A 23,858-nucleotide genomic window follows, 5' to 3' on the forward strand; every position below is an offset into this window, starting at 1 on the left:
ATATTCGGTGTATAGTGTGTTAAATATAAAAAACAAAAAAATCATTTCGCTCTTAATACTAGTTGCAACTGTTATCAGCCCCATTTTTGCCATAGCACAATCTGCCAGTTCTTCGCCTGCTTCTACAGCAATAACAATAATTTCATATAACGGTAATGACGCTAACGGTATATTGGCTTTTGAGCATGGGCAAATAGCCTTTTACGCTTACGCTGTACCTCCATCAGAATATACGAGTTTGCCTCCAGGAGCCAAAGCTTACTTGCTACCGAGTACTTATTATGACATTCTGGTAAATCCATTAAATACTACTTTTGGTTTTAACCCATTCCAATTCCAAGAAGTTAGATTCGCACTGAACTATATAGTAAATAGAACCTATTTTGTAGATAGTATACTACACGGTTATGGTATACCAACTATATCTCTATATGCTGGAGAACCTGATGTGATTCATCTCCAACAAACACTATCTAAGTACGCTAATGTTCACTATAATTTCACTTATGCAAATGAAACCATTTATAAAGTTCTAACTGCTCATGGTGCTAAGTATATTAATGGTCAATGGTATTATAATGGGAAACCCATAACAGTTTACGTATTTGTCAGAACTGATGCCACTGTAAGAAGAGAATATGCTGAATACTTTATAACTCAGCTACAGAAGTTAGGTTTTACTGTCCAGCAAATTCAAGGGAATTTGCAGAAGGAAATTTCTGTAGTATACGGTAGTGATCCCGCAAATACTACGTGGGATATATTAATTGAAGCTTGGGGTGGTACTTATGGATATTATGATTCTAGTCTAGCAGTAGGTCTTTACAGTACTTTAGGAGCTGCAGATCCATTTTCATCATATTACGGCTTAAGTATGGGTACGTATAACGATACCAAGTATGAATCTCCATTATTACTCAAAGAAGCTAATGAGCTTGACAACTTGTCATTGATAATAGCCCAAAGTCAGTTCACTAGCGCCCAAGAGTATTACCAAATATATAATGAGATTGTAAACTTAGGTATTAACATGTCAGTAAGAATAGGATTAGGGATGAGCCTAACTCCAATATACGCACTATCTAGCATTAACGGAGTTTATCCAAGTTTCGCCCAGAGTACATTACTAAGCTTCCAGACGTACTATTCCATAACGAATGGAAGTTATCCAAATGTTACAATAGGTGTTAGATACTTAAGTCAAGGTTCAGCAAATCCCGGTGCTGGATTCACTGACTCCTATACAGATGAAATAGGAAATGCTTTATTCACTCCATCATCTTTAACAGTACCAGGTTCGGGATATCCAGTACCCTTCATTTACACTTATAAGATAGTTAATATAACTCCACATGCTGTAGTGCCAGTACCTTCAAATGCATTGTGGTGGAATCCAACAACACAACAAATAACTAAGGTATCTCCTAATACTACTGCGCAAATGGCTGTAATATATAACTTAGCCCCACTTTTCAATAACGACAAATGGGCTGATGGTCAAAATATAACTCTTGCTGACATAATATATGAATATATTGTTGCGTCCGAGATGTCCTTAAACTCTAGTAATCCAATTTATGACTCAACTGCATCATCAGTATATGCTCCAGCACTACAGACTATTAAAGGATTTAAGATAATTAACTCCACTGCTATAGAAATATGGGGCAATGATTGGTTCTTCGATCCTACTGAGGCTGTAGTTAGTTTATTTGGATCTTTCAATCCATTAGGTTACGCATTAGCTGGCGGAGGTTACTTCCCATGGCAAATGTATGTTGGTATGAAAGATGTTGTTGCACAAGGTAAAGCTGCGTGGTCTGAGGGAGCAGCTCAGTCCAAAGGAGTTGACTGGTTAAATCTAGTTAGTCCAACCGATGTTGGATATATAACTTCAGCGTTACAAAATGCCTCAGCTACTGGATATATACCTAAGAGTTTGCAGATAGTAGAGAACTTAAGCAGTATAACTCTAGTAACTCCACAAGAAGCAAAAGCTGGATATCAAGCGGCAATTAACTTCATGAAGACCTATGGAAATGGATTAATAGGTGATGGTCCATATATCTTGGTGGCGTGGAATCCAAGCGCTTCTCCACCTTATGCAAAACTGGTTAGGAATCCCTACTTCCATTTGGTTCCTCCATCTAATGCATTAGCCTTACCAACAATGTATTCAGTTTCACTAAGTGTCCCATCAACAGTTTCAACTGGTCAAACCTTAACTGGTACTGTAATGGGAACTCCTGCTGGGAGTACTACTGCAATACCTACTCCAAATGCTGTAGTTAATATAGAACTACTATATCCAAATGGTTCTATAATATCGGGGTATCAATTAATGACTAATGCTAATGGACAATTTACCTTCACCGTTCCATCTTCATTATCCCCTGGATCCTATCTAGTATCAGTATCAGCATACACTAATACTTCAATATTAATAAATCCAGTAACATATACTCTTGTAGTATTGCCATCCATAACAACTACTACGAGTACAACAACAAGTACTACTACGACTACATCAGTCACTACGTCTGTATCCACAACTACTACTACTTCCGTTAGTACTGTAATTAGTACTGTAGTGAGTACTATAGTCAGTACTGTAGTATCTAGTGCCTCGAATATTGGCTATATAGCTGTAATAGTAGTCCTAATAATTATAATAATAGCTTTAGCGGTATTATTGTTCAGAAGAAGATAATAAAAGAGTGAGTAATAATGGGTTTTACCACGTATATGATAAAAAAGGTACTTATTTATTTTTCAGTTCTTCTCGCCACTTTAACCATTCTTTATATTTTCACTTTTCCCATATTACAAGAGATTATAGCTAAGAGTATTAATTTTCAAGTTGCACAATTCTCTCAAACCTTATTTAAAAATGCCCATAGTCTGAACTCTACCCAAATTCAGATTGCAGTAGAGAAGTATAGGGAATCTTTAATTGCAGCTTATGGACTTAACCAGCCAATTATCGATAAGTACTTTATCCAAATGTATAATTTAATACGTTTCGATTTCGGTACAGCTTACTTTTTACAGGCTCCTTCTGGTTCTAGAGAGGTTAGCTCAATTATTGCTTATTATTTGCCTAATACCATTCTCTTATTTACTACTGCTACCATAATATTCATAGTAACTGGAACCATAATTGGCTTACTCTCTGCAAAATCTAAATTCTGGGAGAAGGTAATTGCGATTATAGCTGTAATACATTCTAGTATTCCTACTTGGTGGTTAGGTTTTGTCCTAATTGCTGCTTTAGCATATGCAGTAAAAGTCTTCCCACCTGGAGGAATGACCTCAGTTCCACCTCCTAAGAATCCATTTGATTATGGAATAAGTGTTTTATATCATATGTCATTACCATTGATTACTATATTTATTGTAAACGTCGGAGGATTCGCATACATTGTTAGAAGTTTAGTTACATCGATAATGAAGGAAGACTTTGTGATTACAGCTAAGGCCAGAGGATTACCAGATTCTAGAATATTGTATAGACATGTCTTACGTTCTGCCTCCCCCTCAATTGCCACGCAAGCTATTTTAGCGCTAGCTGGATCATTAGGAGGTAGTTTAACCACAGAGGTTGTTTTCGAGTGGCCTGGTGTTGGTTTATTAACTTATGTTGCCATAACCTTAAATGATTTACCAGTGATATTAGGGATAACCTACGTTTTGACAATTGTGTTGTTAGTTGGGTTGTTTTTAGGCGAATTAGTTTACGGATTATTGGATCCTAGAATAAAAGTTGGTGAGTAGCCTTGAGCAAAAGAAATGTAGGTTTTTCCTCTTATCTCAGAGATTTTTTGTCTAGTAAAATCGGATTGGCAGGTCTTATAATTTTAATTATTTTACTTATATTTACTGGAATAGCCATATCTATTCCTGCAAAAGTTTACGCATCTTGGAATAATCCAGCATCTTGGAATCAGTATCCAGAACATGTACCTCCAGCTTGGTTATCTATCTTTTACCCAAACAAGTATTTCACAACTGAGGAGTTATCACCAATAAATATGTCCCTATATTCTCCTGCGAAAAATATATTCGTAGCAGTAATAACATACCAATTCAATTGGTCTAAAGTCTTACCGGCTTATAACGTATATTTCATAACTTCAACAAATGTTACCCCTATTGAGGAAGTAATATATTGGAGTAAACCAGATGGTTATACCTTACAGATAAACGTTCCAAATGGAGTATTTAATGTGCCATTTGACCTTACAAGTATTAGAGGTGATATTTTGAATTATATATCTTCGATTACCGGAAAAACACCAAATATAGTTAATAGCACTGTATTATCATCAGCGTTATTTAACTCTCCAAAATCCAATTTTACAATAACTGAACAAGGGAAGTATGTAGTTAAGATAGAAATAGTATCATCTTCGCCTATGAACATTACAAAGTCAGGGTTACTCTTATTGGGGAATTCTTACGGTTTGATGGGAACTGACTATTTCGGAAGGCCATTGGATTTAGGAGTTCTTTTAGGATTGCCGAATGCGTTAGAAATAGGCGCATTAACTTCACTAGTTGCTGTACTCGTGGGAATTTTTGTGGGAGGCATTTCTGGTTATTTGGGTGGAAACAAGGATTCTGCAATACAGTGGCTTACCTTAGTATTCTTAGCATTACCAGCTCTTCCCTTTTTAGTTGCAGTCTCATTTGTAACGCAACCTAATCTGGAAATTGAAGCACTACTAATAGCATTCTTGTCTTGGCCATTTTACGCTATAATAGCTAGGTCAATGGCTTTATCAATAAAGTCAAATAGTTTTGTTGAGGCTGATAAACTACTTGGAATACCATCATATAGAGTATTCTTTACACACTTTATGCCTAGACTAATACCAATAACAGTAGCTTATATGGCTCTAGGTGTTCCAGCAGGAATACTTCTAGCCCAAACGTTAGCCTTTTTAGGAATTGCTCCAGCAAACATAGTAACTTGGGGTGGAATTTTAGACGCTGCAGAAACCTATCAAGCACAAGTTAACGGATGGTGGTGGTGGGTAGTGTTTCCTGGAGCCATGATTGTTATTGTGGCAATACCTTTCGTGCTAATAGGTTTCGCAATAGAGAGAGTCACATTAGGTGAGAGGTAAAATGTTACTTGAAGTAAAAAATTTAAAAATTTACTTTTACACAAAAAGAGGCGTTGTAAAGGCCGTTGACGATGTTAACCTATACTTGGATAAGGGAGAGATTGTTGGACTAGCTGGGGAAAGTGGATCTGGAAAGAGCACAATAGGCTATGGTATGATGAGACTTGTACCGTTTCCCGGTAAAATTGAGGGTGGAGAGATACTATTCAAAGGTGAGAATATACTAAAGCTAGACGAGGAGACTTTTAGAAAAAATTATAGGTGGAAGAAGATAGCGATGGTATTTCAAGGTTCAATGTCTGGGTTTACTCCAGTGTTCAAGATAAAGGATCAAATAATTGAGGTTTTACGTATTCATGGCTGGAATGGAGATTATGACAAAAGAGTTAATGAGCTGTTCAAAATGGTTAACATGGATCCGCAGTTGGCTGAGAAGTATCCCCATGAGCTTTCTGGAGGTCAAAAACAAAGGGCTTTCATTGCAATGGCCCTAGCCTTAAATCCAGAGATCTTGATAGCAGACGAACCAACAACAGCCCTAGATGTGATGGTACAAGAACACATTCTTAACCTACTAAAGAAATTAAGAAAGGAGTTGAACTTGTCCATAATTTTCATAACTCATGATTTGGCCTTACTTTCTGAGATTTCAGATAGAGATTACATGCTATATGCCGGTAAAGTTATGGAAAGTGGGCCTTCAGAAGTTATATTCAAAAAACCTAGACACCCTTATACTTCAATGCTAATTGAATCAATTGCCACATTGGATAAGGATATAATAAAAGGTATACCGGGATCCATGCCAGATCTCTCAAACCCACCAGTGGGTTGTAGATTCAATACTCGATGTCCCTTCGCTAGGGATGTTTGTTTTAAGGAAGAACCTAAAATGAAAACGTTCTCAGATGGTGATGAGGTTGCCTGTTGGCTCTATTAGTAATTATGTAGTTAAAGTGGAAGACCTAAAAGTGTATTTCACTAAGGGTGGAGTATTTAGTAAGAAGTATATAGTTAAGGCATTAGATGGTGTGACACTGAGTATAAGAGAAAAGGAAGTTATGGGAGTTGTGGGTGAAAGTGGATCTGGTAAAACAACTTTAGGTAGAGTAACGATAGGTCTTCAAAAGCCTACTTCTGGTAATGTTTATATTAAAGTTGATAATAGGGAGATTAATGTAAATAAGGCAAAATTGAAAGACATTAACAAATACGTTCAAATGATATATCAAGATCCTTATTCATCTATAGATCCTATAATGAGAGTTTACGATGTTTTAGCAATGCCGTTGAGGTACAGAAAAGAGGCTGATATAGATGGAAAGATAGAGGAAGCAATGAGGTTAGTTGATCTTCCACTTGAACTGTTGGAAAATAGAGTATATCAGTTATCTGGTGGGCAAAGACAGAGGCTAAGTATAGCTAGGGCTATAGTTGTGAACCCTAAATACATAGTTGCAGATGAACCTACTACAATGTTAGACGCTTCACTAAAGGGAGAGATACTAAAGATAATAAAGGACGCTAGGGAAAGTAAAGGTTTTTCGTTTATGCTTATAACACATGAGCTACCAATAGCTAAAATAATTTCAGATAGGATTGCAGTGCTGTATTTGGGAAAGGTAGTAGAGTTGGGAAACTCAAATGAGATTATTAAAAACCCGTTACATCCGTATACTCAAGGTCTAATTGAGGTATATCCTAGAATAGATCCCTCGCTAAGGGATAAAATGAAGGAAATAAAGATTAAGGTTGATATAGTGAGGCCAGATAAGGGATGTGTATTTTACCCAAGATGCCCATTTGCAATGCCTAAGTGTAAGGAACAAGAGCCGGAGCTAAAGGAAATTTCTCCAGGTCATTACGTAGCATGTTGGCTTTATTGATGGGAGGTTAAATGGAGTGAGGTCAATACTAAAGATAATAGTTGGTCTTGCAATGTTAAGTGGAGCGATTGGATTGGATTACGTAGGAGCCTCATTTCAAAGCTTATCTGTTTTGGTAGTGTCAATGATACTTGCCATAGCTGGTGCAATGGTGGGTATAAGAGGTTTAATGGAATTTCTAGGAGAGAGATTTTAAGGAGTTTGAAGATTCTCGATAGCGTCACCATTAAGCCATAAATTATCGTATAAAGGAGTTCTCTTTTTAGAGTAAGAGCGTGAAATAAGAGTTTACACAATATTTAAAAAAAAAAAAAAGAGAGTTTGTAGCTCAATGGCTACACTTTATCCACACTAAAGAAGAGGAACAAGAGCTATTTCGGCTTTAAGGCGCTCTATGCAATTTAACTAACAAGGATTGTTCACGCTATTCAAGTGAAGTTAACTTCCCAGATTACAATGTAGGTTTCACTTTCAGTGATTATAAGATTGTTGATAGGGACTTTTCTGGAATATGTTTACCCATGGCGTAACTTATGCTTACCTTTAATTATTTTTAATCCCTCCACGAGCACCCCTCTTAAGGGATCATACACTTTCACCCTTAAATCATTGGGGCTAGTCGAGGAAAACACCATTACCCTCTAATCTACACTTATCACTCCCAAAACCTCGTGAGCAAAGCCCGTCATCAGTAGAGAGCTCATCAATATATAACATTGAGGTAATACTATATAAACATAATCATAATATAAAGATGATATTGAGAATTATTAAAAAGTAATTAAAAGTTATGCAAAAATGCTACAGTCTTCAACTTGACTTGTTGGATTTTCCCGGTTTTAGGAGGTATGTTTACTTTTTCCAGTATGAAGAAGTATTGTTAGAAAACATTTTAATAACACCCTGTTAGTATACCAATAGGGTGTTAGTAATTTACTTCGACTTTAAACCTAAAGAAACTAAGGAGGACTTATTCGATAGGGAAGAAGAACTCAAGAAACTATTGTCATCCAAAGATGAGTCAATAATGTTACTCACTGGAATAAGAAGAATCGGAAAAACATCACTTCTCAAAGTATTCTTAAATGAGAGCAAGTTACCTTATGCATTAGTCGATGTTAGATATCCTTTAACTTCCTATAGGTCACTTTACACAATATTTTCAAATTTACTATCTCAGCTAAATAGAAAGAGAAAGATAGTTGATGTTTTAAAATACGTAAAGGGAATTTCCCTCTTCGGTATAGACATATCGTTGTCATGGGATCCTAAGAATAGACCATCCCTTTTAGAAATAATGGATAAAGTTGACGAAAGCGGAAAAGTAATTATAGCCTTTGATGAGGCTCAGAATTTAAGGGGAAAGTTAGCTAACGAATTTCTCTCAATTTTAGCCCATTGTTATGACTACTGTAAAAACGTTACGTTTATTCTCACGGGAAGTGAGATTGGATTATTATACGACTTCTTGAAAATAGATGACCCCTCATCACCACTTTATGGTAGGCATCTTGAGGAGATTAGGTTAAACAAGTTTAGTAACGAGCAATCGTTGGAGTTCTTGAGAGAGGGATTTAGACAAGCTAACATTTCACCTAATGAAAGCGTTTTGGAATATGTTGTAAGTAAGCTTGACGGTATTGTTGGCTGGTTAACGGAATTTGGTTATAGGTGTGTAAAGATTGGAGAAGTAAAGAGGGAGATAGTTGATGAGGTATTGGAAATCGCGAGTAGACTTGCAATGGAGGAATTGAGTCACTTCTCGAAGGATTATGTTATTGTTATAGAAGCAATTGCTAAGGGGTATAAGAGGTGGAGTGAGCTAAAGAGGTATTTAGAGGATAAGAAGAAAAGGGTAGTTTACGACGCTGAGTTGAAGAAGTACTTGGATAAGCTTGAAAAGAGGGGTTATGTTGTAAAGAAGGAAAGTAGGGAATATGATTTAGCAGATCCCGTGTTAAAAAATGCATTAGCTTAAAAGTATTATATTTCGATTTTATTACATAATTTCTATTCCTCTTCTATTAGAATGTTAGCCAAATAATTGTGTATACTTTTTCCCAAGCTTTTAGTACTTCTTCTGGTGGATGATAGTGTCGTCATTAGGGTATAAATTGGGTGTGTTCTCATGCAGTCATCTTATTCGATATCTACTAGTAAAATTATATCAGATTTTCTCTAATATTCAATACTCCCTTCCAGTAAGCCTCATTCAAGGGAGTAATCTCCCTTGAATAGATTACAGGGTACATGACGTTCAACAAGGCAAGACTATAATCAACCATCCTCTTACTCCTATTACCACCCCTAGTATCCCTAGCTAACCTAGCAAGATGGGCCCTACAGTAAGAGTTATAACTCTCCACGGTGTAAGTGTACTTCTTACTCGCAATATGATTATCAAGGACTTGATAAACAGAGTAATTATCCGTGTAAATAACCTCACTCTTAGGGAGAGAATTCAAGAGAAAGCGAAAACTCCCGTAATCCCTATCACCGGTAGTGAAGAAGGGCGTACCATCAGCTAGATTCCAAATCCAAATATCCTCCCTCTTGGGACCATGCCTTACCCTAAGGTAAGTCCAACTCTCGTCAAGTATCGTGACCTTTGCAGTAAAGCCCTTTAGTTGTTCTTGTAATACTAATAGATTAACGTATGCCTCTACTCCTTTTCTCTTTACTAGACTGTGGTTAACGGCTTTCCTTCAACCTTAGCTATTCCCCTCATGCTCATCCTATTCAAATACTCCTTCAAGATCCTCTCCTTTTGTTCCCTACTCACCCTGTAGTTTTCAGTTGAGTAAAAGTCCTCTTACAAACTCTACACTTATACTTTGTCTTTTCCCTTGATGAACCGTTCTTTACCACACTATCAGAGTTGCATGATGGACATCTTGGTCTGCTCTCTTTCTTCCTCCTTACCCCGAGCTTTCTAGTGTAGTAATATAGCGTTGATGGCGGTATTCCCAGTTTTGTTACTTGTACTCCCAGCAAGTATGCTAATATTGCCAGTGCAAGGTCCTCTAGCTTGTGCTTTCTCGGCTTAAAATTTAAATTTCTTAAAACAAGAAGTATTAATTGTGTGAGGGTTGCGAGATCCATCTCCGCAATCCCCTACTAAAACCTCACAACCCTCACACATAAACCTTTTCTACACGTTCTAGCTCCACGAGTACTTCTAGACGAGAACAATTATTCGAGAAATTTATAAATCAGACATATTTTTACTGTAAATTATCGAATAAGATGACTGCATGATAACACACCCGTACAAGTTTTCCCTCAAGTTGGAGAGTTAATTTTCATGAACTTCAGCTAACTCTAGGCAACCCTTTTTAACCGCGTAAAATTATTTCTATATTCTTCACTTTCTTAATAAAGATTGATTTAATTGTACTTGATATCATAAAATATATATGGTTTTATTTGTATGGTACTGGTTTTGTTCAATTTTGGCTAATATTATCTTTTATCTCAGAAAAAAGAGATTCCCATACTGACTTGGAATTATACAATTCACTTTTCTCATAAAGAGATCTTGGGAATTTAAGCTTTAAATTTTTACGTTATAATTGTTACTTTCTTTTAAAACCTCTTTAACCCAAAAAACCTCATAATCTCCAGTAAATTTCTCTAAAGGTAAACCGCCAATTTGACTCTTATACTCTTGCAATGCTCTCAACTTAACCTCCTTATAGCGTTTAATATCAAATCTTATTTCTTTCCATCCTCCTTGAAATGATCCCCAAATAATGTAAAAATAGGCATTTGGAAAAATTTTCTCCACGATTTTTCCAATAGTAGAGTGGTCAGCGTGATTATCAAAACGTATAGGAGAAAAGACAGCGTCACCCATTAAGCTCTTTAAAGCATCTTCAACCTCTTTTTCCCTCTCGCTAACCTTAGAGTCCTCAAAGTTCAAAAATGTAACATTATCTACACCTAAAATTTTACTAGCCCTTAAAGCCTCTTGTCTCCTAATCTCAACTAATTCCATACTTCCCCTTAACCTCTCGTCAGAGGAACCATATCTCCCATCAGTTATTATAACAACATTTACCTCGTAACCCATTTCCTTAAAGATTTGAATAGTACCACCACAACACAAGGTCTCGTCATCTGGATGTGGTGCCACAATTAACACTTTCATGAAATTACATCTTCACAAAAGCTTTTATATCTTCTAACTCAGCCTTAGCTACCTTATCCCAAGAGGAATATTCAATGGGAATTGGCACTTCCTCTCCCTTGAAGTTCGATATTAATTCAGCCAAACCCTTTACGTCATCTTCCCTCGCCAAATGAACTCCCTTAACGCTCCCGTATATTTCCCTCAAGGCTAGAGTATCGTAAGCAAAGACCGGAGTTCCTAGCGCTAGAGACTCAAGCACGACAAGGGAGAAACTATCGTAATGTGAAGGGTAGACTGTAAACATGGCCTTCGCTACGATTTTGAAAAGATCCTCATTTTCCTTAAAGCCAACATATTCAACGTTTACGTCAAGTCTCTTAACTAAGGATAAGAAGGAATCCTTATCGCTTTCATCCACAAATTGTCCCATAACGTAAAGCTTAATATCTCTCCTTAATTTCTTCCAAATCAAGGGAATTTCAAAAAGTCCCTTTTCCGGCATGAGCCTTGTAAAGTATACGGCGTAATCTTCCTTATCCCTTTCTCTCCTAAACTTCAGTAAATACTCATCAAAGGCGTTACCGGGTTTTGTAACCCTATAGCTTAAGAGCTTATCCAGACCGGAATTAATTAAGGGAACTTTACTTACGGAAATAGCGAAGTTCAAGTCACCTCTCTCTATTAGTTTTTTCCACTTCATTTCTTCACTTTTAGATTCCTCTATTGCTTCCTTAAACTTCTTAACAGCCCTACCAGTTACTCCCCTAAATTTTATTTTGAAAAGCGTTCTCACATTTTCATAAAAGGGTTCTAATTGTAGTTGAACTCCTATAGGTGCTGAAGTTATTCTCCTAGCTAATTCAACGTTTTCCGATGAATTACTATAAACCACTGCGATATCGTATCTCTTTTTCGTTTTTAAGCGGTTTATGAACTCCTCAACGTTACTGCTCTTTTCTAATAGTTCAATGACGTAATCTGGAGTTGAGTTTAAGGTTTCTAGTAAGGAGATTAAATCCCTCCTAAATGAGTAAAGCCTAACGTTTCGCAAAGAGGGGATTACGTCTACGTTTACATACCTTGGTAACCTCTTCATGATCTCAAGATTTCTCTTATATCCACCTGTCTTTTCGTTAAGTCCAAAGTCCACAACCGCTAAAACGTTCATTATCTAATGATTGTTGATCTATCCTTTAAATTATTATAGAGTACGGTCTTTAACATTTAGATTTGATTGAAGAATTCCTTATAGTTCTATCTAATTAGCGAGATCTCTAAAGCTTAAGATTATAAAGTTCAAAGGAAGATAATATGATATTATGTATAAGAACCAATACGGCCTCGAGATTCACTTAATCAAAGGTGATATAACTGAAGTTGAGGCTGATGCCATAGTTAACGCTGCCAACTCCTATTTACAACATGGTGGTGGAGTAGCTTATACAATAGTCAAAAAGGGAGGTTACGTAATACAGAAGGAGAGTGACAAATACGTCGAAAAACACGGACCAGTTCCGGTTGGGGAAGTTGCCGTTACTAGTGCGGGGAAGTTAAAGGCTAAATACGTTATTCACGCAGTGGGTCCAAGATATGGAATTGAGAGTGAAGATAAACTTGAATCCGCGATTTCCAAATCGTTACTGAAGGCTGACGAGCTTTCATTAAACTCTATTGCATTACCAGCAATTTCAACTGGAATTTACGGTTATCCATATGAAATATGCGCTAGAATTATGGCCAGTGTCCTTAGGAATTACAAGCCAGTAACCTTAAGAAAAGTCATAGTCTGCCTTTACTCTCAAGACGCATATGACGTTTTTAAGGAGGTTTTTGATTCCATTCTGAAAAGCTAACCCTCAATTTCCTCAATACTGATTCCCTTTCCAGTTTCGTATCCCATTACAAACCAGGCTATAGAAGCTATTAAGCCTAAAGTCCATACTATCCCGTTGAAGAAAGCATATTGGTAAATATTAAACGAACTTGTTAAATAAATTATTGGAATATATGCATCTATCGATACGGACGTCACGATGGCAATGAAGATCCCTCTTCTCTGCGTTAGTCAAATCTCACTTTTTAATGTGTTTTTGGTCAAAAAAGATGATGTGATAAACGGTAAGAAGAGTGTTGGCTTTTAGAGTCAAAGGAAATCAACTATTTAAAACTCCATTTATAATCTAAAGCCTCGACCTCTAGGGCAACGGTAGGTCAGCTATAACCAAATAGCTTCCCTAAGTAAGCTTGTTCCCATCTATCCTTCTGCAAAGTGTAGTCCCTCTTTAATTGCGGATCCTTAGCGGGCTTTGGCGGTTGTACAGTTAAGTCCATTTGGAATTGCAAGCTTATCGTCTCCAGTTTACCCTCCAAATTGCCCATGTAAGCCCAGCCAACGAAGGCATATTGCACTGGAACACTCTCCGATATTCCTTCCATTTCTAAGATCTTGTTAGCAGCGAATAGTGAGCTCTCGAAAGCGATTTCTTGGTTCTTGGGGAAAGGCAGTTTAGCTGCGTCACCAGCTGCCAATATGTCATCATACTTAGGATGTCTCAAATCTAGAGGCGACCTAATCTCAACAAATGGGGAACCCAATCCAGCTTCTTCCACAAATCTAGGAGCCCTATTTGGTTCTAACAATGCTAATATTGTAAATTTATACTTTTCACCAGATTTAGTAACTACGTAATCCTCACCGATTTCAATAATCTCTTGTCCAGTAACTAACTGTATTCCAGCCTTATCGTAAATTTCCTTAACGATGTCTGCTATAAATGGTGGTTGTGTCATATCATTAGCGTCTATGTGAATTATCTTGAACTTCTCCCTAACCTTTCTATGTGTTAGTACAGTATGTGCTAATAAGACAGTCTCAGTTGGAGCTGGTGCACATCTATAAGGAGCTTTGGGAGCGTAAACTACTATACTACCCTCATTTTCATTCCACAGCCTATTTTTCAAAACGTTAACTCTTCCAGGGTCGTAGACTGTAGTGTTCTTATACCAATACTTCTCGTAACCGTTTATTGAAGAACCATCAAATACTATACCGGGGGCTAAAACGAGGTAGTCGTAAGTGATAGGCTCATTCTTAATACCCATTGAGGATTCTGAAAGATAAACCCTCCTATTTTCCGGATCGATCTTGTAAACGTTCCCTACCTTAACATTTATACCCTTCTTTCCAACCATTTCATATCCTCTAATTATTCTACCGTATTCCTGTTCGTTAGTTAATAATAATGGTCTACTAGGCCCGGCAAAATAGAAGTCTTCCTTATTTATTACTGTTATTTCAGCCTTGTCTTTTACCTTTTCGACTAAAGTATTTGCAATTCCCAGTCCAGCTATTCCACCACCTATTATTACAATCTTTTTAGACATATGATAAAAACTTCTTTAACGGTATTTAAAAGCTCCTCAGAGTGAGATTAATAGCAAAACTTTTATTTTATGAAGAGGAACTTTATAATTTGGAAAAATTTTCTATTTTATTAGAAATGTTTCCATAGTTTAGTTTTTTATATAACCGTAAAGAATTAGTTGAGTAGAGCAACCATCATCCCAAAATAGCTTGGGACTTGATATACCATCATCTTAACGCTATACCTATTACAACTACTCTCAAGAATTCCGAGCATTACGAGCAATTGCCAATAGCTATCGGGCTTCGCTTCACTAACAACTTTATCATCAATCTTCATCAGATCCTCAAATCTTTCGTTCTTGAAAATATCTACAATCATGGAATCGTAAACCGCAGCGTATTCTGAATAACCGTAAGGTCCCTTTGGATCGTGAGTATGAGCGTGATCCGCACTAACTATTACGCCAATCCTCTTTCTATGATCTCTTAAAACTTCACCAATTACTACTCCAAACTCTCTCAGTATCTCCCTTTTAACCCCCCTAGCTGGAGTCAACAATACAATTCTCCTTCTTTTCAAGAAGTAAAGAGGAATCAATGACCCCCAATCCAGCGCGATCTTTGACTCCTTTCCTTCTAAAGCCCCGAAATTAACACCAACCACTGGTAGACCCTTCCATTTTGCTCTTTCATATATTTCGTAAGCCAATCCCCTATCACAAAGGTACTTTCTCTTGATTTTACCCAGCTTTCCTTCAGCGTATTGTGTTAATATTACCGCCATGTGATCATCAATTCTTATATTATGGGGAGTAATTACGATGTATTCATCAGCCTCAACTAAACTTGCAGCTTCCCTCATTGCCTTATTTAACAACGATAATTTTCCTTCTTTTGGATCAATTATCTCATCTCCATGAGGTGCTACTAAAATAAAGCTTATCACATTTAATTCTTGGTATTTCAAACTTTAAGTTTTATACTGTGAAGTTGTCCAACTTAAGTAAAATTTAAAAATTATTATAATTATAATATTTCATATTATACGATTATACATTATATTCAACTATAAAGAATAATATAATATATATTAATAAGGTGATATACAGATAATTGTACAGTTTTACAATAAAATTTGCCATAACCACAACTAAGCAGACATTGCTAATTAACGAGTACCCTCGTCCTAATCCTCGTTAAGAGAATTTCAAGATCACGATAGAGGTTAAGGAAGAACATCTCTATATGTGTTTTTTAATAAAGGTTTTAAAGTATAGGACGCGAGGCTTTATACGGGCGATTGAAGTCTCCTTTGCGAATTCAGTTTATTTATTGAAACGAAATGAATTTAATTGAACACTCTCCTATGGACTGGTAAGGATTCACGTTTAACAATTTCCTTTGTTAATATATTTTTGCCATAATTACAATTCGCAATGGAAACCTGAATCGCCCCTTTATACATAGCTGAAGATATATTGTACAAAAGCTTGGGAGAATTATTAAGCAACTATGTGAGGAGTTTATTGAATAAGACCACTCAAGGGAAGAGGTTAAGTGAGCAAGAGTACTTAATATTGATGAACTACTACAACACCAAAAATATGGACTATTTATTTACGGAGTTAAGAAACATTAGGAACGAATTGAAGGGAATAATGGAGTCGATAGATAAAAAATTTAAGGAGGCAATGGATTATGCGGATAAGGCTAGAAAGGAGAGTACGGAATATGCTGATAAAAACAAAAAGGAAATAATAGATTATGTAGACAAGAGGTTCGAGGCAATTGATAAGAGATTTGAAGATTTAAACAAAAGAATTGACAATTTAAGGGAATTGATTTTAACGTTGGCTAAGAAGGCATAACTATCTAATTACTTATCATTTAATTTTAATACTCCAGTTCTAATTAGATAATTAAAGTAGATCTCATTAACGAAGATTTTTGCAAATCTCAATTTCCCAAACCCTAATGAAGCTCCTCTCATCTCCCTTACCTTAACGTTACTTATGTAATATTTTGAGGTAATTGAAAGCAATAGATCCTCATGGGAATTAATGAACGTCTCATCCATTACTTTTTCCTTAGGTCTTACTATTGCGAAACTGCCAGCGTTAATGAATTCGCCCACTATTTCCCCCGAGAACTTTACCATGAAACCAACCATGGATTTAATCATCGTAATTACATCTACCTCAAACCTTTCCTTGTAACGTAATATTTTACCATAAACCTCAGCAGGAGCTGAATTGAAGACCTTGCCGAAAACCTTCATTCCCTTGATAAAATATTCATTTGGCTTTACTAACACCACGGGATATGTGTGATAATTGGATTTTGAAGCCATAACTAAATCTACGTTTCTGGAAACTACGCTTAACTCGTTTTTAACATCTCCTTTAACACTTATTACATCATCATTGGATATTATAATCCATCTCGGCTTTAACCTTAAAGAGTACTTTAATCCAAAGTTTGCACTTCTAGCGTAGTTGAATAAAGGTCCGAAGCTTTCTACAAATATTATATGAAACCCCTTATAAACTTCCTTCACATTTCTGGCCAGTTTTCCGTTAACATTAGCAGTGGGAATAACTACTACAACATCACTGTCCCCCTCTATCTCATAAATTCTCATCTCTGCTGTTTTACGATTTCTCATCCATTTTATTATCTCCTCTGAACTAGCGTGAGAGTAAAGATAGTAAAGGTCACTTAGTCGACCATTATATAGCTTCTCTATCTCTGTCTCATCCATAATCTATTACCTCTTTTGTAAAATAATGTATATAGTGTGATCATAGAGAAGGAGTAGATGAAATCTTCAATTGGAATTGTGATAAATCTAATCCCTAAAATACTATGTGGTCCATATACTACGATTGGATCTGAAGTTAGGAAATAGTCGAATACTAGGAAGGGGATGTAGCTAAGTCCTATAAAGATCCAAAAATTTCTAGATATTAATAAATCTCTCGCAATCAAGAGAGAGATTGTAAGACTCATTATTAAGTAAATTAAATCTATAAATGTATAAGAATAAGTGTAGACAAATGGAAGGGAAAGCGATAATAGAGGAATTGAAATACCTATCGTTTTCGGAATCCACTTTATTTCTGCGTCCCTAACTTTATTCCTAATGAAATCGAATATTAAAAGTGTAGCAAAAGGAGTTACGAGGAAAAACATTACTTCTTCTATGGGCAAGTCAATTATGTAAATTCCTATTACATACTTAGGATTAAAACTCCACGAATCTCTCCATGTAGCCAGAAAGTCCCAAAATAAGTAAAGTGGAGAAACTATGACAATGGATTTCAATAGATTCACGTAATTTCTTTTCACGAACAGTGAAAGGATTAAGGTTGGAAAGAAAATTATCGAGTCTATCATCACATAATCAGGTTTAAGAACCTCCACAAATAGACACCAGCAAAGTTCTTTATTGCTGTAACTACTATCTTCCTTCTTCTAGGTTTAATCTTTTTTGACAATACGATACATGGAAATTTCCTTATTCTTAACGCAGTCCACTTATACATTTCTGAAGCTGTCTTTATAGGAACTAAATATCTAGCTGGTATGTACCTAAATCCCTCTTCGGCTTCCATTTCAAATTCAAAGTAACGGTTTATTTCATATCTTATAAATCCCTTAAAAGCTTCGTTACACTCCATTCTGTCAATTCCAAATTTCTCCATATCCTCAACGGGTAAATATTGCCTGCCTAGATATAAATCCTCTTGGATATCTCTTAAGAAGTTCAGAAACTGCATTGCTCTACCAAGCATTCTAGCGTAATGCATTGATTCACTTGGTAAGTCTAGGATCTTCATCATGAACAAGCCTACTACTTCAGCAGAGCCATACATGTACTTTAAGAGTTCGTCAATTGTATAATAGACCTTCTTATATATGTCACTCTCCATTGCGTTTAGGAAAGCCTCTACCCAACTATCATCAAATCCCTTTCTCATAGATAATTCAACGAAATTTTGTAATACAATATTTCTGGTATCATAACCGCTTTTCTCCAAGTAATAGAGTTTCCTCAAATTGTAAAATTCCTCGACTTTTTGTGGAACAGAATCCACAAGATCGTCAAATACTCTCACGAAGGCATAGAGTTTGGTCACGTCTTCCCTAACCTTCGGTGGGAAGAAATAGGAGCTGTTGTAATATGTAATGCTTCCCTTCTTAAAGATCTCATTGAGTTTTTGAACCATTCAGTATCTAAGTTTAACCACGTTATAGTAGCTAAATCTTTGTGTTAGACAATTGTTAATATTCATATTTATTAGAATATAAAAAACTCTCTAACATATTTTTAAATGGTTATAAGTTGAGTAAGCCATCATGATGTTTATAGACTATGTCGGAATTGCGGCACTAACGTTTGTAGGTATGGAATTCGTAGCGAGGTTAATGCATAAGTACGTGATGCACGGTTTACTATGGTTTCTGCACGAGGATCATCATAACGAAAAGCAGACTGAATTTGAGAAAAACGACTTGTTCGGTTTAATATTCGCCATAATTGCGCTCTATTTCTTCTTCTTAGGCATAAAAGGGGATTACATGGCTTTGAGCATGGCATTCGGTATGACTGGTTATGGAGTAGCCTACTTTTTCATTCACGATATGGTAATTCACGATAGACATTTACATCTCAGATCTTGGGGTTTAAAGCGGAGACCTTTTAGAGATTTAATATTAGTTCACGATATACACCATAAGGAAGGAGAAGGCAACTGGGGATTTCTATTCATTATTAAGGGCTTGGATAAGGTTCCAACAATGAAGGATGAATCGGGATGAAGGCAGTTGTAGTAGGTGCGGGGATAGGAGGCATTTCTACTGCTATACTGCTCAAAAAGGTATTTGAAGAAGTGACGGTACTAGAAAAAAACTCCATCCCAGGTGGAAGAGCGAGGTATTTTTCAGCTGGTGAATATAGGTTCGATATGGGCCCTTCTTGGTATTTAATGCCTGAGATCTTTGAGGAATTCTTTTCTGAAATAGGGCAAGTATCGCATCCGATAGAAAGAATTAAACCTCCAGTTAAGGTCATCGAAAGTAAGTTTTTGGAAAAGCAGTATGGAGAGTTTACTGGAGATGACATTGATGAAAGGTATTTATATAAGGTAAAGACGTTTTATGACTTTTCTAAGAACTTCATAAAGAAGGAAATGACTTTACTAGATTTTCTGAATAAGGAGGTAATAACTAACTTGTCTGCACTGTTGAATACTTTAGATAATTTCAATTCCATGTACTTTAAGGATAGTTTGATAAGAAAGGCCATGGGTTTCTCATCGGTATTTATAGGTGGTTCTCCATTTAAGGTCCCAGCAGTTTATGCTATGATAAATTACGCAATTTACCATCAAGGTGTCTTCTATCCCCATAAAGGTTTTGAAGGTTATGTTAAGAAATTGTACGAGATTGCTACAAAAATGGGAGTACAATTTAAATTCAGCTTTCAAGTTAATAAGGTTAAAATAGATGGCAATAAAGTTGTAGAAGTCTCGTCGGATAGTGAAAAGGAAAGGGGAGACGTGTTTATATTCAACATGGATTACTTTTACGCTGATAGTTTACTACCAGAGGAGTATAAGGTTATAATAAAAGGTAGAAGATATAAGCTATCGCCATCAGCAATTTTAGCCTACATTGGGATAGAGGATAAGTTGGATTTGCCTCATCATACAGTAGTTATCAACGGTAATTGGAGGGAACACTTCGAGTCCATAGAAAGAAATTCTTTACCTAGCATAGAGAATACTTCTTATTATGTAAGCTATAGGGCGGCAACAGATAAGGAGGCGCGAGACCTAGTTATACTAATACCAGTGGGCACTGGTACCAGCATTAGTAAAGAACTTGTAGATGCAATAATTAGGGATTTGGAGGTTAAGATAGGGAGTAAAATTAAGGCTAATTATCTCAGAGTTTATGGGCCCGAGGACTTCAAACGAGACTACAACGCCTTTGAAGGTGCAGCGTTCGGTCTGGCCCATACCCTAGATCAGACTGGGCCTTTTAGACTTCCAATGAAGAACACTAAGCTGAAGAACTTATATTACGTTGGCCAATATACTCAACCTGGAATAGGTGTGCCAATGGTAACTCTTTCTGCAATGATTGTAAGTAAGAAAATATTGAATGAGTTATCATAGTCTGATTCCTTATATTAGTTAGGTCAAATAATATAGATCTGACTAATATATTTTATATAAGCAAGTCAGTAATAATAATTGGAATTATGTTAGCCAGAAGAAGATAAATTTTCTTTTATTACTCTAAAAGCGTTTTTCCATAAGACTTCTTCCTCATACCCTTCTATTGCCTTAGCCAATTCTTTAACCTTTAAAATGTTCTCAAATCCCTTAGGTGTTTCGCCAATCCCCAGGAAGTCAGTGCCAATGGCAACGTATTCCCAACCGAACGATTCTCCTAAATATTTTATACTCTCAACTAGTCCATTAATTGTTGCCTCCTTTAAAGTGGATATTATCGCCGTAATTCCCATGACACCCTTAGTCTTAACGATAGCCTCTATCTCCTCATCATCCAGATTTCTCTTGTGTTGCTTCAGTCTGGTGAAGTTGGTATGGGAATCGATTACTGGTTTTTTAGAAATTGAAGTGACATCTAAAACAGTCCTCTTACCAGCATGGGCCAGATCTATTATTATTCCTAGCCTATTGGCTAATTTAACTAGCTCCTCTCCCTCTGAAGTCAGTCCGTAATCCTTCTTGGACATACAAGACGACGCGAACTTATTATCGTAATTCCAAGTTAAACCTAAATTGTAAACGTGAAGTTCTTTTAAAAGATATAGGTCGCTATAATCCCTTAAAACATCAGCACCTTCCAATGACAATAGCAATTTAACACCTCGAGGCTCAACGTCATTACCGCTTCTCACAATTTTCACCATACCTTTTCTCTCTAGATAATAGTAAAACTTCACTTGATCTAAAAATAATTCAAGAGAAAAATTCGTTGACCTAGTGGGATTTCCATAAAGGGCAGTTAATTCCTCACTCCTCTCGTCTAAAGTATCAACGTGTGGGAAGATTGAGGCAAAAATTAACGAGTCGAACTCTTTAAGCATTTTTATGCTGGACTGTCTTTCACCTTCAATTACATCAATCCCCACTTGGTTTGAGTAGGCTAGATCCTCGTGAAGGTCTATTAACTTCATTTTTGCCTCCAAAGAATTTATAGTACATGTAAATATTTAAAGCCATTATGATACCAGATGCCAAGAACGGCAAGTCAATCTGCGATTCTGAGAATAGGTAACCCGTTAAGCCAGTTGAACCAGAGGATGCTGCCAATCTAGTTACTTGATTAATCCCCATTGCTCTACCCACCTCATCTTGGCTTACCATTTCCGTCATAGCCCTTTGTTGTATAGGCATTGCTAGTATTCTCATGGCAGGAAGGATCAAGTAAATTCCTAAAGATATTGGGAAGATCCTTATAAGGGGCATCATAATTGAAAGAACTGCTCCTATACCTCTAGTAATAGCTATGCTCATCACAAATCCCATTTTCTTATCCAAAAATGGTGCTATGAGGATTAGTGTGGAAGCGATAAGGCTGCTTGCGAAAGTGTAGATTGACATCTCAGATTTCGGTGTATGATACACGAGGATGAAGAACGGAATTAGGAATGGAGTTATTAGACCTACAGATATACCATTTAATAATCCTGTAATCGAGAACTTTCCTATTACTACTTTGTTTTTCAATGACGCGGACTTAGCCCTTATGTTTTTAGCCCTTATGGGGAGTAGTGCGAGAACTGACAAAAATCCCATTATTATAGCAATCAAAAATCCTTGCTCTGAATTAAATAACCCGGCTATAAGTGAGCCAACTGAAGCGGATATCCCAGATAGAAATGTGAAAAGAGAGAAGTAAAATGTTCTATTCTCGTTCTCGGTTAGCTCAGTAATTAGGGCGTTTTGTATAGGGGCAACAATTCCCCCGATTCCTCCACCAGCAACTGCTCCAGTTGCTGAATACCCTCCTAATGCTGATGCGACAAAAAGTGCTATTAGGGAGTGATTTAGGAATATGAGTAAAGCACTTAAGGGTAGGAGAAACGAAGCTAGGATTAGGGAATTTTTCCTTCCATACAAGTCTGCAAGGTAACCTACACCTAAGCCAAATATTGCCGTAGCAAAAGTACCAGCAGTGTATGTAAATCCCAAGATTAATGATGAGTATTTCAACTCAACTAAAACAAGGTAAGGTAAGATAACGAATATTATACCAGCTGATAAACTTCTTAAAACCCTTGAGACTATTAGTGAAAAAATGCTAACCCTGTCCATAAGTTAAAAGTTATACAGTTTGTTAAATAACTAACTCTAATCCTCCTCTTCTTCTACCTTTACTTCCACTTCCTTTTCAGCTTCTTCTACTGCCTTTCTCATCTCATCAACATCCTTTTGCGGTAATGGTTGTATTGAGACTGACCAATTGCTCATCTTCAAGTACTTATCCCATTGTACTGAAATTCCGTTATCGGTTATATCCATTGGGTGCCTAACCATTGATATCTTAGTATCCCTCATCTTCCAAACTATAATTGACCTATACATTACACCCTCAACTTCATCAAGGTCTAACCTTATTATACCATCAACTGCGTGTTCCACACCTGGCCCACCAAATCCCCTTTCCCCAACTGAAACTTGACTTACGAAAATCGCAGTACATCCTAGACCGGAAATAACTCTCTTCAATTGCATTACAATACTCCTAGCCATCGCTGGTTTCGTTAAGTAAAGTGTACTTACTGAGTCCACAACGATTCTACTAGCATTTGTATCCTTTATTGCAGCTCTAATGTTTTCTGATAACTCCTTCACATCATCTATGTTCTTCACAACGTACTTCTCCCTTTGTGCGGCACTGCCAATTCCACCTGTAAATGCGTCAATTATTGCGAATTTCCCTTCCCTTTCATATTTTCTCACATCCCATTTAAAGTGCTCAAAGCTTCTACGTACAGAGACGGGATGTTCCTCTAAGGCTACAAATACCCCTCCTTCACCCTTTGTTAACCCGTTATATAGGAATTGTTTTCCTAGAATTGATTTACCAGTTCCCGGTCCACCCGAAACTAATACTATATGTCTTTCCGGAATTCCACCGTAAAGGATTTCATCAAGCCCAGGTATATATGTCTTTACTCTTTTCATAAGATATTATAATTTGTAAGGCATATAAAAGTTGCTTGACGATTACTTCTTTGTTCACAACAAGGTGCATTCCTACATTATAGCTTCTATATAATTTAATTTGTCATATATATTCTA

Annotated in this window: 22 protein-coding genes and 2 pseudogenes; 11 read left to right on the plus strand and 13 right to left on the minus strand. The window is 36.6% G+C overall.

What is annotated here, in order from left to right:
• The first annotated feature begins 7 nt into the window (after positions 1-7).
• From J5U23_RS09995 to J5U23_RS10020, 6 genes are read left to right on the plus strand one after another with little or no spacing between them, the layout of a single operon-like run.
• Positions 8-2,710, plus strand: a complete 2,703-nt coding sequence (locus J5U23_RS09995; protein ID WP_218266072.1) for an ABC transporter substrate-binding protein — start codon at positions 8-10, stop codon at positions 2,708-2,710.
• 17 nt (positions 2,711-2,727) lie between these two features.
• A complete protein-coding gene (locus J5U23_RS10000) occupies positions 2,728-3,774 on the plus strand; it encodes an ABC transporter permease (RefSeq protein WP_218258112.1) in 1,047 nt (348 codons plus the stop codon).
• Between the two features lie 2 nt (positions 3,775-3,776).
• Positions 3,777-5,129, plus strand: coding sequence for an ABC transporter permease (locus tag J5U23_RS10005; protein WP_218266073.1), 1,353 nt, complete (start codon positions 3,777-3,779; stop codon positions 5,127-5,129).
• 1 nt (position 5,130) lies between these two features.
• Positions 5,131-6,069 carry an ABC transporter ATP-binding protein gene (locus J5U23_RS10010; protein WP_218258114.1) on the plus strand — a complete coding sequence of 313 codons (939 nt, stop codon included), beginning with the start codon at positions 5,131-5,133 and terminating at the stop codon, positions 6,067-6,069.
• Entirely contained in the window at positions 6,038-7,015 is a 978-nt protein-coding gene (locus tag J5U23_RS10015) for an ABC transporter ATP-binding protein (RefSeq protein WP_218266074.1), read from the plus strand. The genes J5U23_RS10010 and J5U23_RS10015 overlap by 32 nt, the downstream gene beginning before the upstream one ends.
• Before the next feature lie 16 nt (positions 7,016-7,031).
• The gene (locus J5U23_RS10020) at positions 7,032-7,211 is read left to right on the plus strand and encodes a hypothetical protein (RefSeq protein WP_218258116.1); all 180 of its coding nucleotides are present in this window, start codon (positions 7,032-7,034) and stop codon (positions 7,209-7,211) included.
• Positions 7,212-7,530: 319 nt separating this feature from the next.
• Here J5U23_RS10020 and J5U23_RS16165 read toward each other — a convergent pair.
• Positions 7,531-7,732, minus strand: a pseudogene (locus tag J5U23_RS16165) (hypothetical protein).
• 205 nt (positions 7,733-7,937) lie between these two features.
• On the opposite strand from J5U23_RS16165, the gene J5U23_RS10025 reads away from it, so the two are divergent.
• Positions 7,938-8,993, plus strand: coding sequence for an AAA family ATPase (locus tag J5U23_RS10025; RefSeq protein WP_218266075.1), 1,056 nt, complete (start codon positions 7,938-7,940; stop codon positions 8,991-8,993).
• Positions 8,994-9,177: 184 nt separating this feature from the next.
• Here J5U23_RS10025 and J5U23_RS10030 read toward each other — a convergent pair.
• From J5U23_RS10030 to J5U23_RS10040, 3 genes and pseudogenes are all read right to left on the minus strand, one after another.
• A pseudogene (locus J5U23_RS10030) lies at positions 9,178-10,117 on the minus strand (IS1 family transposase).
• Positions 10,118-10,568: 451 nt separating this feature from the next.
• The gene (locus J5U23_RS10035; RefSeq protein WP_218266076.1) at positions 10,569-11,165 is read right to left on the minus strand and encodes a PIG-L deacetylase family protein; all 597 of its coding nucleotides are present in this window, start codon (positions 11,163-11,165) and stop codon (positions 10,569-10,571) included.
• Between the two features lie 4 nt (positions 11,166-11,169).
• Positions 11,170-12,315 (minus strand): glycosyltransferase family 4 protein, encoded by a 1,146-nt coding sequence (locus J5U23_RS10040; protein WP_218266077.1) that lies wholly within the window; start codon positions 12,313-12,315, stop codon positions 11,170-11,172.
• A gap of 151 nt (positions 12,316-12,466) precedes the next feature.
• Here J5U23_RS10040 and J5U23_RS10045 point away from each other — a divergent pair, with 151 nt between their 5' ends.
• The gene (locus J5U23_RS10045; protein ID WP_218266078.1) at positions 12,467-13,000 is read left to right on the plus strand and encodes an ADP-ribose-binding protein; all 534 of its coding nucleotides are present in this window, start codon (positions 12,467-12,469) and stop codon (positions 12,998-13,000) included.
• Here J5U23_RS10045 and J5U23_RS10050 read toward each other — a convergent pair.
• The 3 genes from J5U23_RS10050 to J5U23_RS10060 form a co-directional block, all read right to left on the minus strand.
• On the minus strand, positions 12,997-13,179 hold the full coding sequence (locus J5U23_RS10050) for a hypothetical protein (RefSeq protein WP_218266079.1): 183 nt from the start codon (positions 13,177-13,179) through the stop codon (positions 12,997-12,999). The genes J5U23_RS10045 and J5U23_RS10050 overlap by 4 nt on opposite strands.
• Before the next feature lie 179 nt (positions 13,180-13,358).
• Complete coding sequence (locus J5U23_RS10055; protein WP_218260668.1) at positions 13,359-14,531, minus strand: FAD-dependent oxidoreductase; 1,173 nt, start codon at positions 14,529-14,531, stop codon at positions 13,359-13,361.
• Positions 14,532-14,686: 155 nt separating this feature from the next.
• On the minus strand, positions 14,687-15,460 hold the full coding sequence (locus tag J5U23_RS10060) for a DODA-type extradiol aromatic ring-opening family dioxygenase (protein WP_218260669.1): 774 nt from the start codon (positions 15,458-15,460) through the stop codon (positions 14,687-14,689).
• Positions 15,461-16,040: 580 nt separating this feature from the next.
• On the opposite strand from J5U23_RS10060, the gene J5U23_RS10065 reads away from it, so the two are divergent.
• Positions 16,041-16,382 carry a hypothetical protein gene (locus J5U23_RS10065; RefSeq protein ID WP_240780791.1) on the plus strand — a complete coding sequence of 114 codons (342 nt, stop codon included), beginning with the start codon at positions 16,041-16,043 and terminating at the stop codon, positions 16,380-16,382.
• An 8-nt stretch (positions 16,383-16,390) separates the two neighbouring features.
• Here J5U23_RS10065 and J5U23_RS10070 read toward each other — a convergent pair whose 3' ends face one another.
• The 3 genes from J5U23_RS10070 to J5U23_RS10080 are packed head-to-tail and all read right to left on the minus strand — an operon-like array spanning position 16,391 to position 18,743.
• Positions 16,391-17,275 carry a hypothetical protein gene (locus tag J5U23_RS10070; protein ID WP_218260670.1) on the minus strand — a complete coding sequence of 295 codons (885 nt, stop codon included), beginning with the start codon at positions 17,273-17,275 and terminating at the stop codon, positions 16,391-16,393.
• A complete protein-coding gene (locus J5U23_RS10075; protein ID WP_218260271.1) occupies positions 17,257-17,910 on the minus strand; it encodes a lycopene cyclase domain-containing protein in 654 nt (217 codons plus the stop codon). Before J5U23_RS10075 ends, J5U23_RS10070 begins: the two co-directional genes overlap by 19 nt.
• Positions 17,910-18,743: a phytoene/squalene synthase family protein gene (locus J5U23_RS10080; protein WP_218260671.1), complete on the minus strand. Its 834-nt coding sequence runs from the start codon at positions 18,741-18,743 to the stop codon at positions 17,910-17,912. Before J5U23_RS10080 ends, J5U23_RS10075 begins: the two co-directional genes overlap by 1 nt.
• 130 nt (positions 18,744-18,873) lie before the next feature.
• Between J5U23_RS10080 and J5U23_RS10085 the strand changes: the two genes are divergently transcribed.
• Together J5U23_RS10085 and J5U23_RS10090 are read left to right on the plus strand one after the other, a co-directional pair.
• Positions 18,874-19,335: a sterol desaturase family protein gene (locus J5U23_RS10085; protein ID WP_218260672.1), complete on the plus strand. Its 462-nt coding sequence runs from the start codon at positions 18,874-18,876 to the stop codon at positions 19,333-19,335.
• A complete protein-coding gene (locus J5U23_RS10090) occupies positions 19,332-20,696 on the plus strand; it encodes a phytoene desaturase family protein (protein ID WP_218260673.1) in 1,365 nt (454 codons plus the stop codon). The genes J5U23_RS10085 and J5U23_RS10090 overlap by 4 nt, the downstream gene beginning before the upstream one ends.
• Before the next feature lie 89 nt (positions 20,697-20,785).
• Here J5U23_RS10090 and J5U23_RS10095 read toward each other — a convergent pair whose 3' ends face one another.
• Genes J5U23_RS10095 through J5U23_RS10105 form a run of 3 tightly spaced genes read right to left on the minus strand, consistent with a single transcriptional unit; the run spans position 20,786 to position 23,741 of the window.
• A complete protein-coding gene (locus tag J5U23_RS10095) occupies positions 20,786-21,727 on the minus strand; it encodes a dipeptidase (RefSeq protein WP_218266080.1) in 942 nt (313 codons plus the stop codon).
• On the minus strand, positions 21,672-22,868 hold the full coding sequence (locus J5U23_RS10100; RefSeq protein ID WP_218258129.1) for an MFS transporter: 1,197 nt from the start codon (positions 22,866-22,868) through the stop codon (positions 21,672-21,674). The genes J5U23_RS10095 and J5U23_RS10100 overlap by 56 nt, the downstream gene beginning before the upstream one ends.
• A 36-nt stretch (positions 22,869-22,904) precedes the next feature.
• Positions 22,905-23,741, minus strand: a complete 837-nt coding sequence (locus tag J5U23_RS10105) for a KaiC domain-containing protein (protein WP_218258130.1) — start codon at positions 23,739-23,741, stop codon at positions 22,905-22,907.
• Positions 23,742-23,858: the final 117 nt, after the last annotated feature.

Origin of the sequence: Saccharolobus shibatae B12, assembly GCF_019175345.1 — an archaeon.
In the GTDB taxonomy this organism is placed as follows: Archaea; Thermoproteota; Thermoprotei_A; order Sulfolobales; family Sulfolobaceae; genus Saccharolobus; species Saccharolobus shibatae.

Bases quoted from the DNA above. Each gene is read 5' to 3' on its own strand.
- J5U23_RS10000 (WP_218258112.1), top strand. From the start codon at position 2,728: ATGGGTTTTACCACGTATATGATAAAAAAGGTACTTATTTATTTTTCA.
- J5U23_RS10010 (WP_218258114.1), top strand. From the start codon at position 5,131: ATGTTACTTGAAGTAAAAAATTTAAAAATTTACTTTTACACAAAAAGA.
- J5U23_RS10015 (WP_218266074.1), top strand. From the start codon at position 6,038: ATGGTGATGAGGTTGCCTGTTGGCTCTATTAGTAATTATGTAGTTAAA.
- J5U23_RS10035 (WP_218266076.1), bottom strand. From the start codon at position 11,165: ATGAAAGTGTTAATTGTGGCACCACATCCAGATGACGAGACCTTGTGT.
- J5U23_RS10040 (WP_218266077.1), bottom strand. From the start codon at position 12,315: ATGAACGTTTTAGCGGTTGTGGACTTTGGACTTAACGAAAAGACAGGT.
- J5U23_RS10045 (WP_218266078.1), top strand. From the start codon at position 12,467: ATGTATAAGAACCAATACGGCCTCGAGATTCACTTAATCAAAGGTGAT.
- J5U23_RS10055 (WP_218260668.1), bottom strand. From the start codon at position 14,531: ATGTCTAAAAAGATTGTAATAATAGGTGGTGGAATAGCTGGACTGGGA.
- J5U23_RS10070 (WP_218260670.1), bottom strand. From the start codon at position 17,275: ATGGATGAGACAGAGATAGAGAAGCTATATAATGGTCGACTAAGTGAC.
- J5U23_RS10075 (WP_218260271.1), bottom strand. From the start codon at position 17,910: ATGATAGACTCGATAATTTTCTTTCCAACCTTAATCCTTTCACTGTTC.
- J5U23_RS10080 (WP_218260671.1), bottom strand. From the start codon at position 18,743: ATGGTTCAAAAACTCAATGAGATCTTTAAGAAGGGAAGCATTACATAT.
- J5U23_RS10085 (WP_218260672.1), top strand. From the start codon at position 18,874: ATGATGTTTATAGACTATGTCGGAATTGCGGCACTAACGTTTGTAGGT.
- J5U23_RS10090 (WP_218260673.1), top strand. From the start codon at position 19,332: ATGAAGGCAGTTGTAGTAGGTGCGGGGATAGGAGGCATTTCTACTGCT.
- J5U23_RS10095 (WP_218266080.1), bottom strand. From the start codon at position 21,727: ATGAAGTTAATAGACCTTCACGAGGATCTAGCCTACTCAAACCAAGTG.
- J5U23_RS10100 (WP_218258129.1), bottom strand. From the start codon at position 22,868: ATGGACAGGGTTAGCATTTTTTCACTAATAGTCTCAAGGGTTTTAAGA.
- J5U23_RS10105 (WP_218258130.1), bottom strand. From the start codon at position 23,741: ATGAAAAGAGTAAAGACATATATACCTGGGCTTGATGAAATCCTTTAC.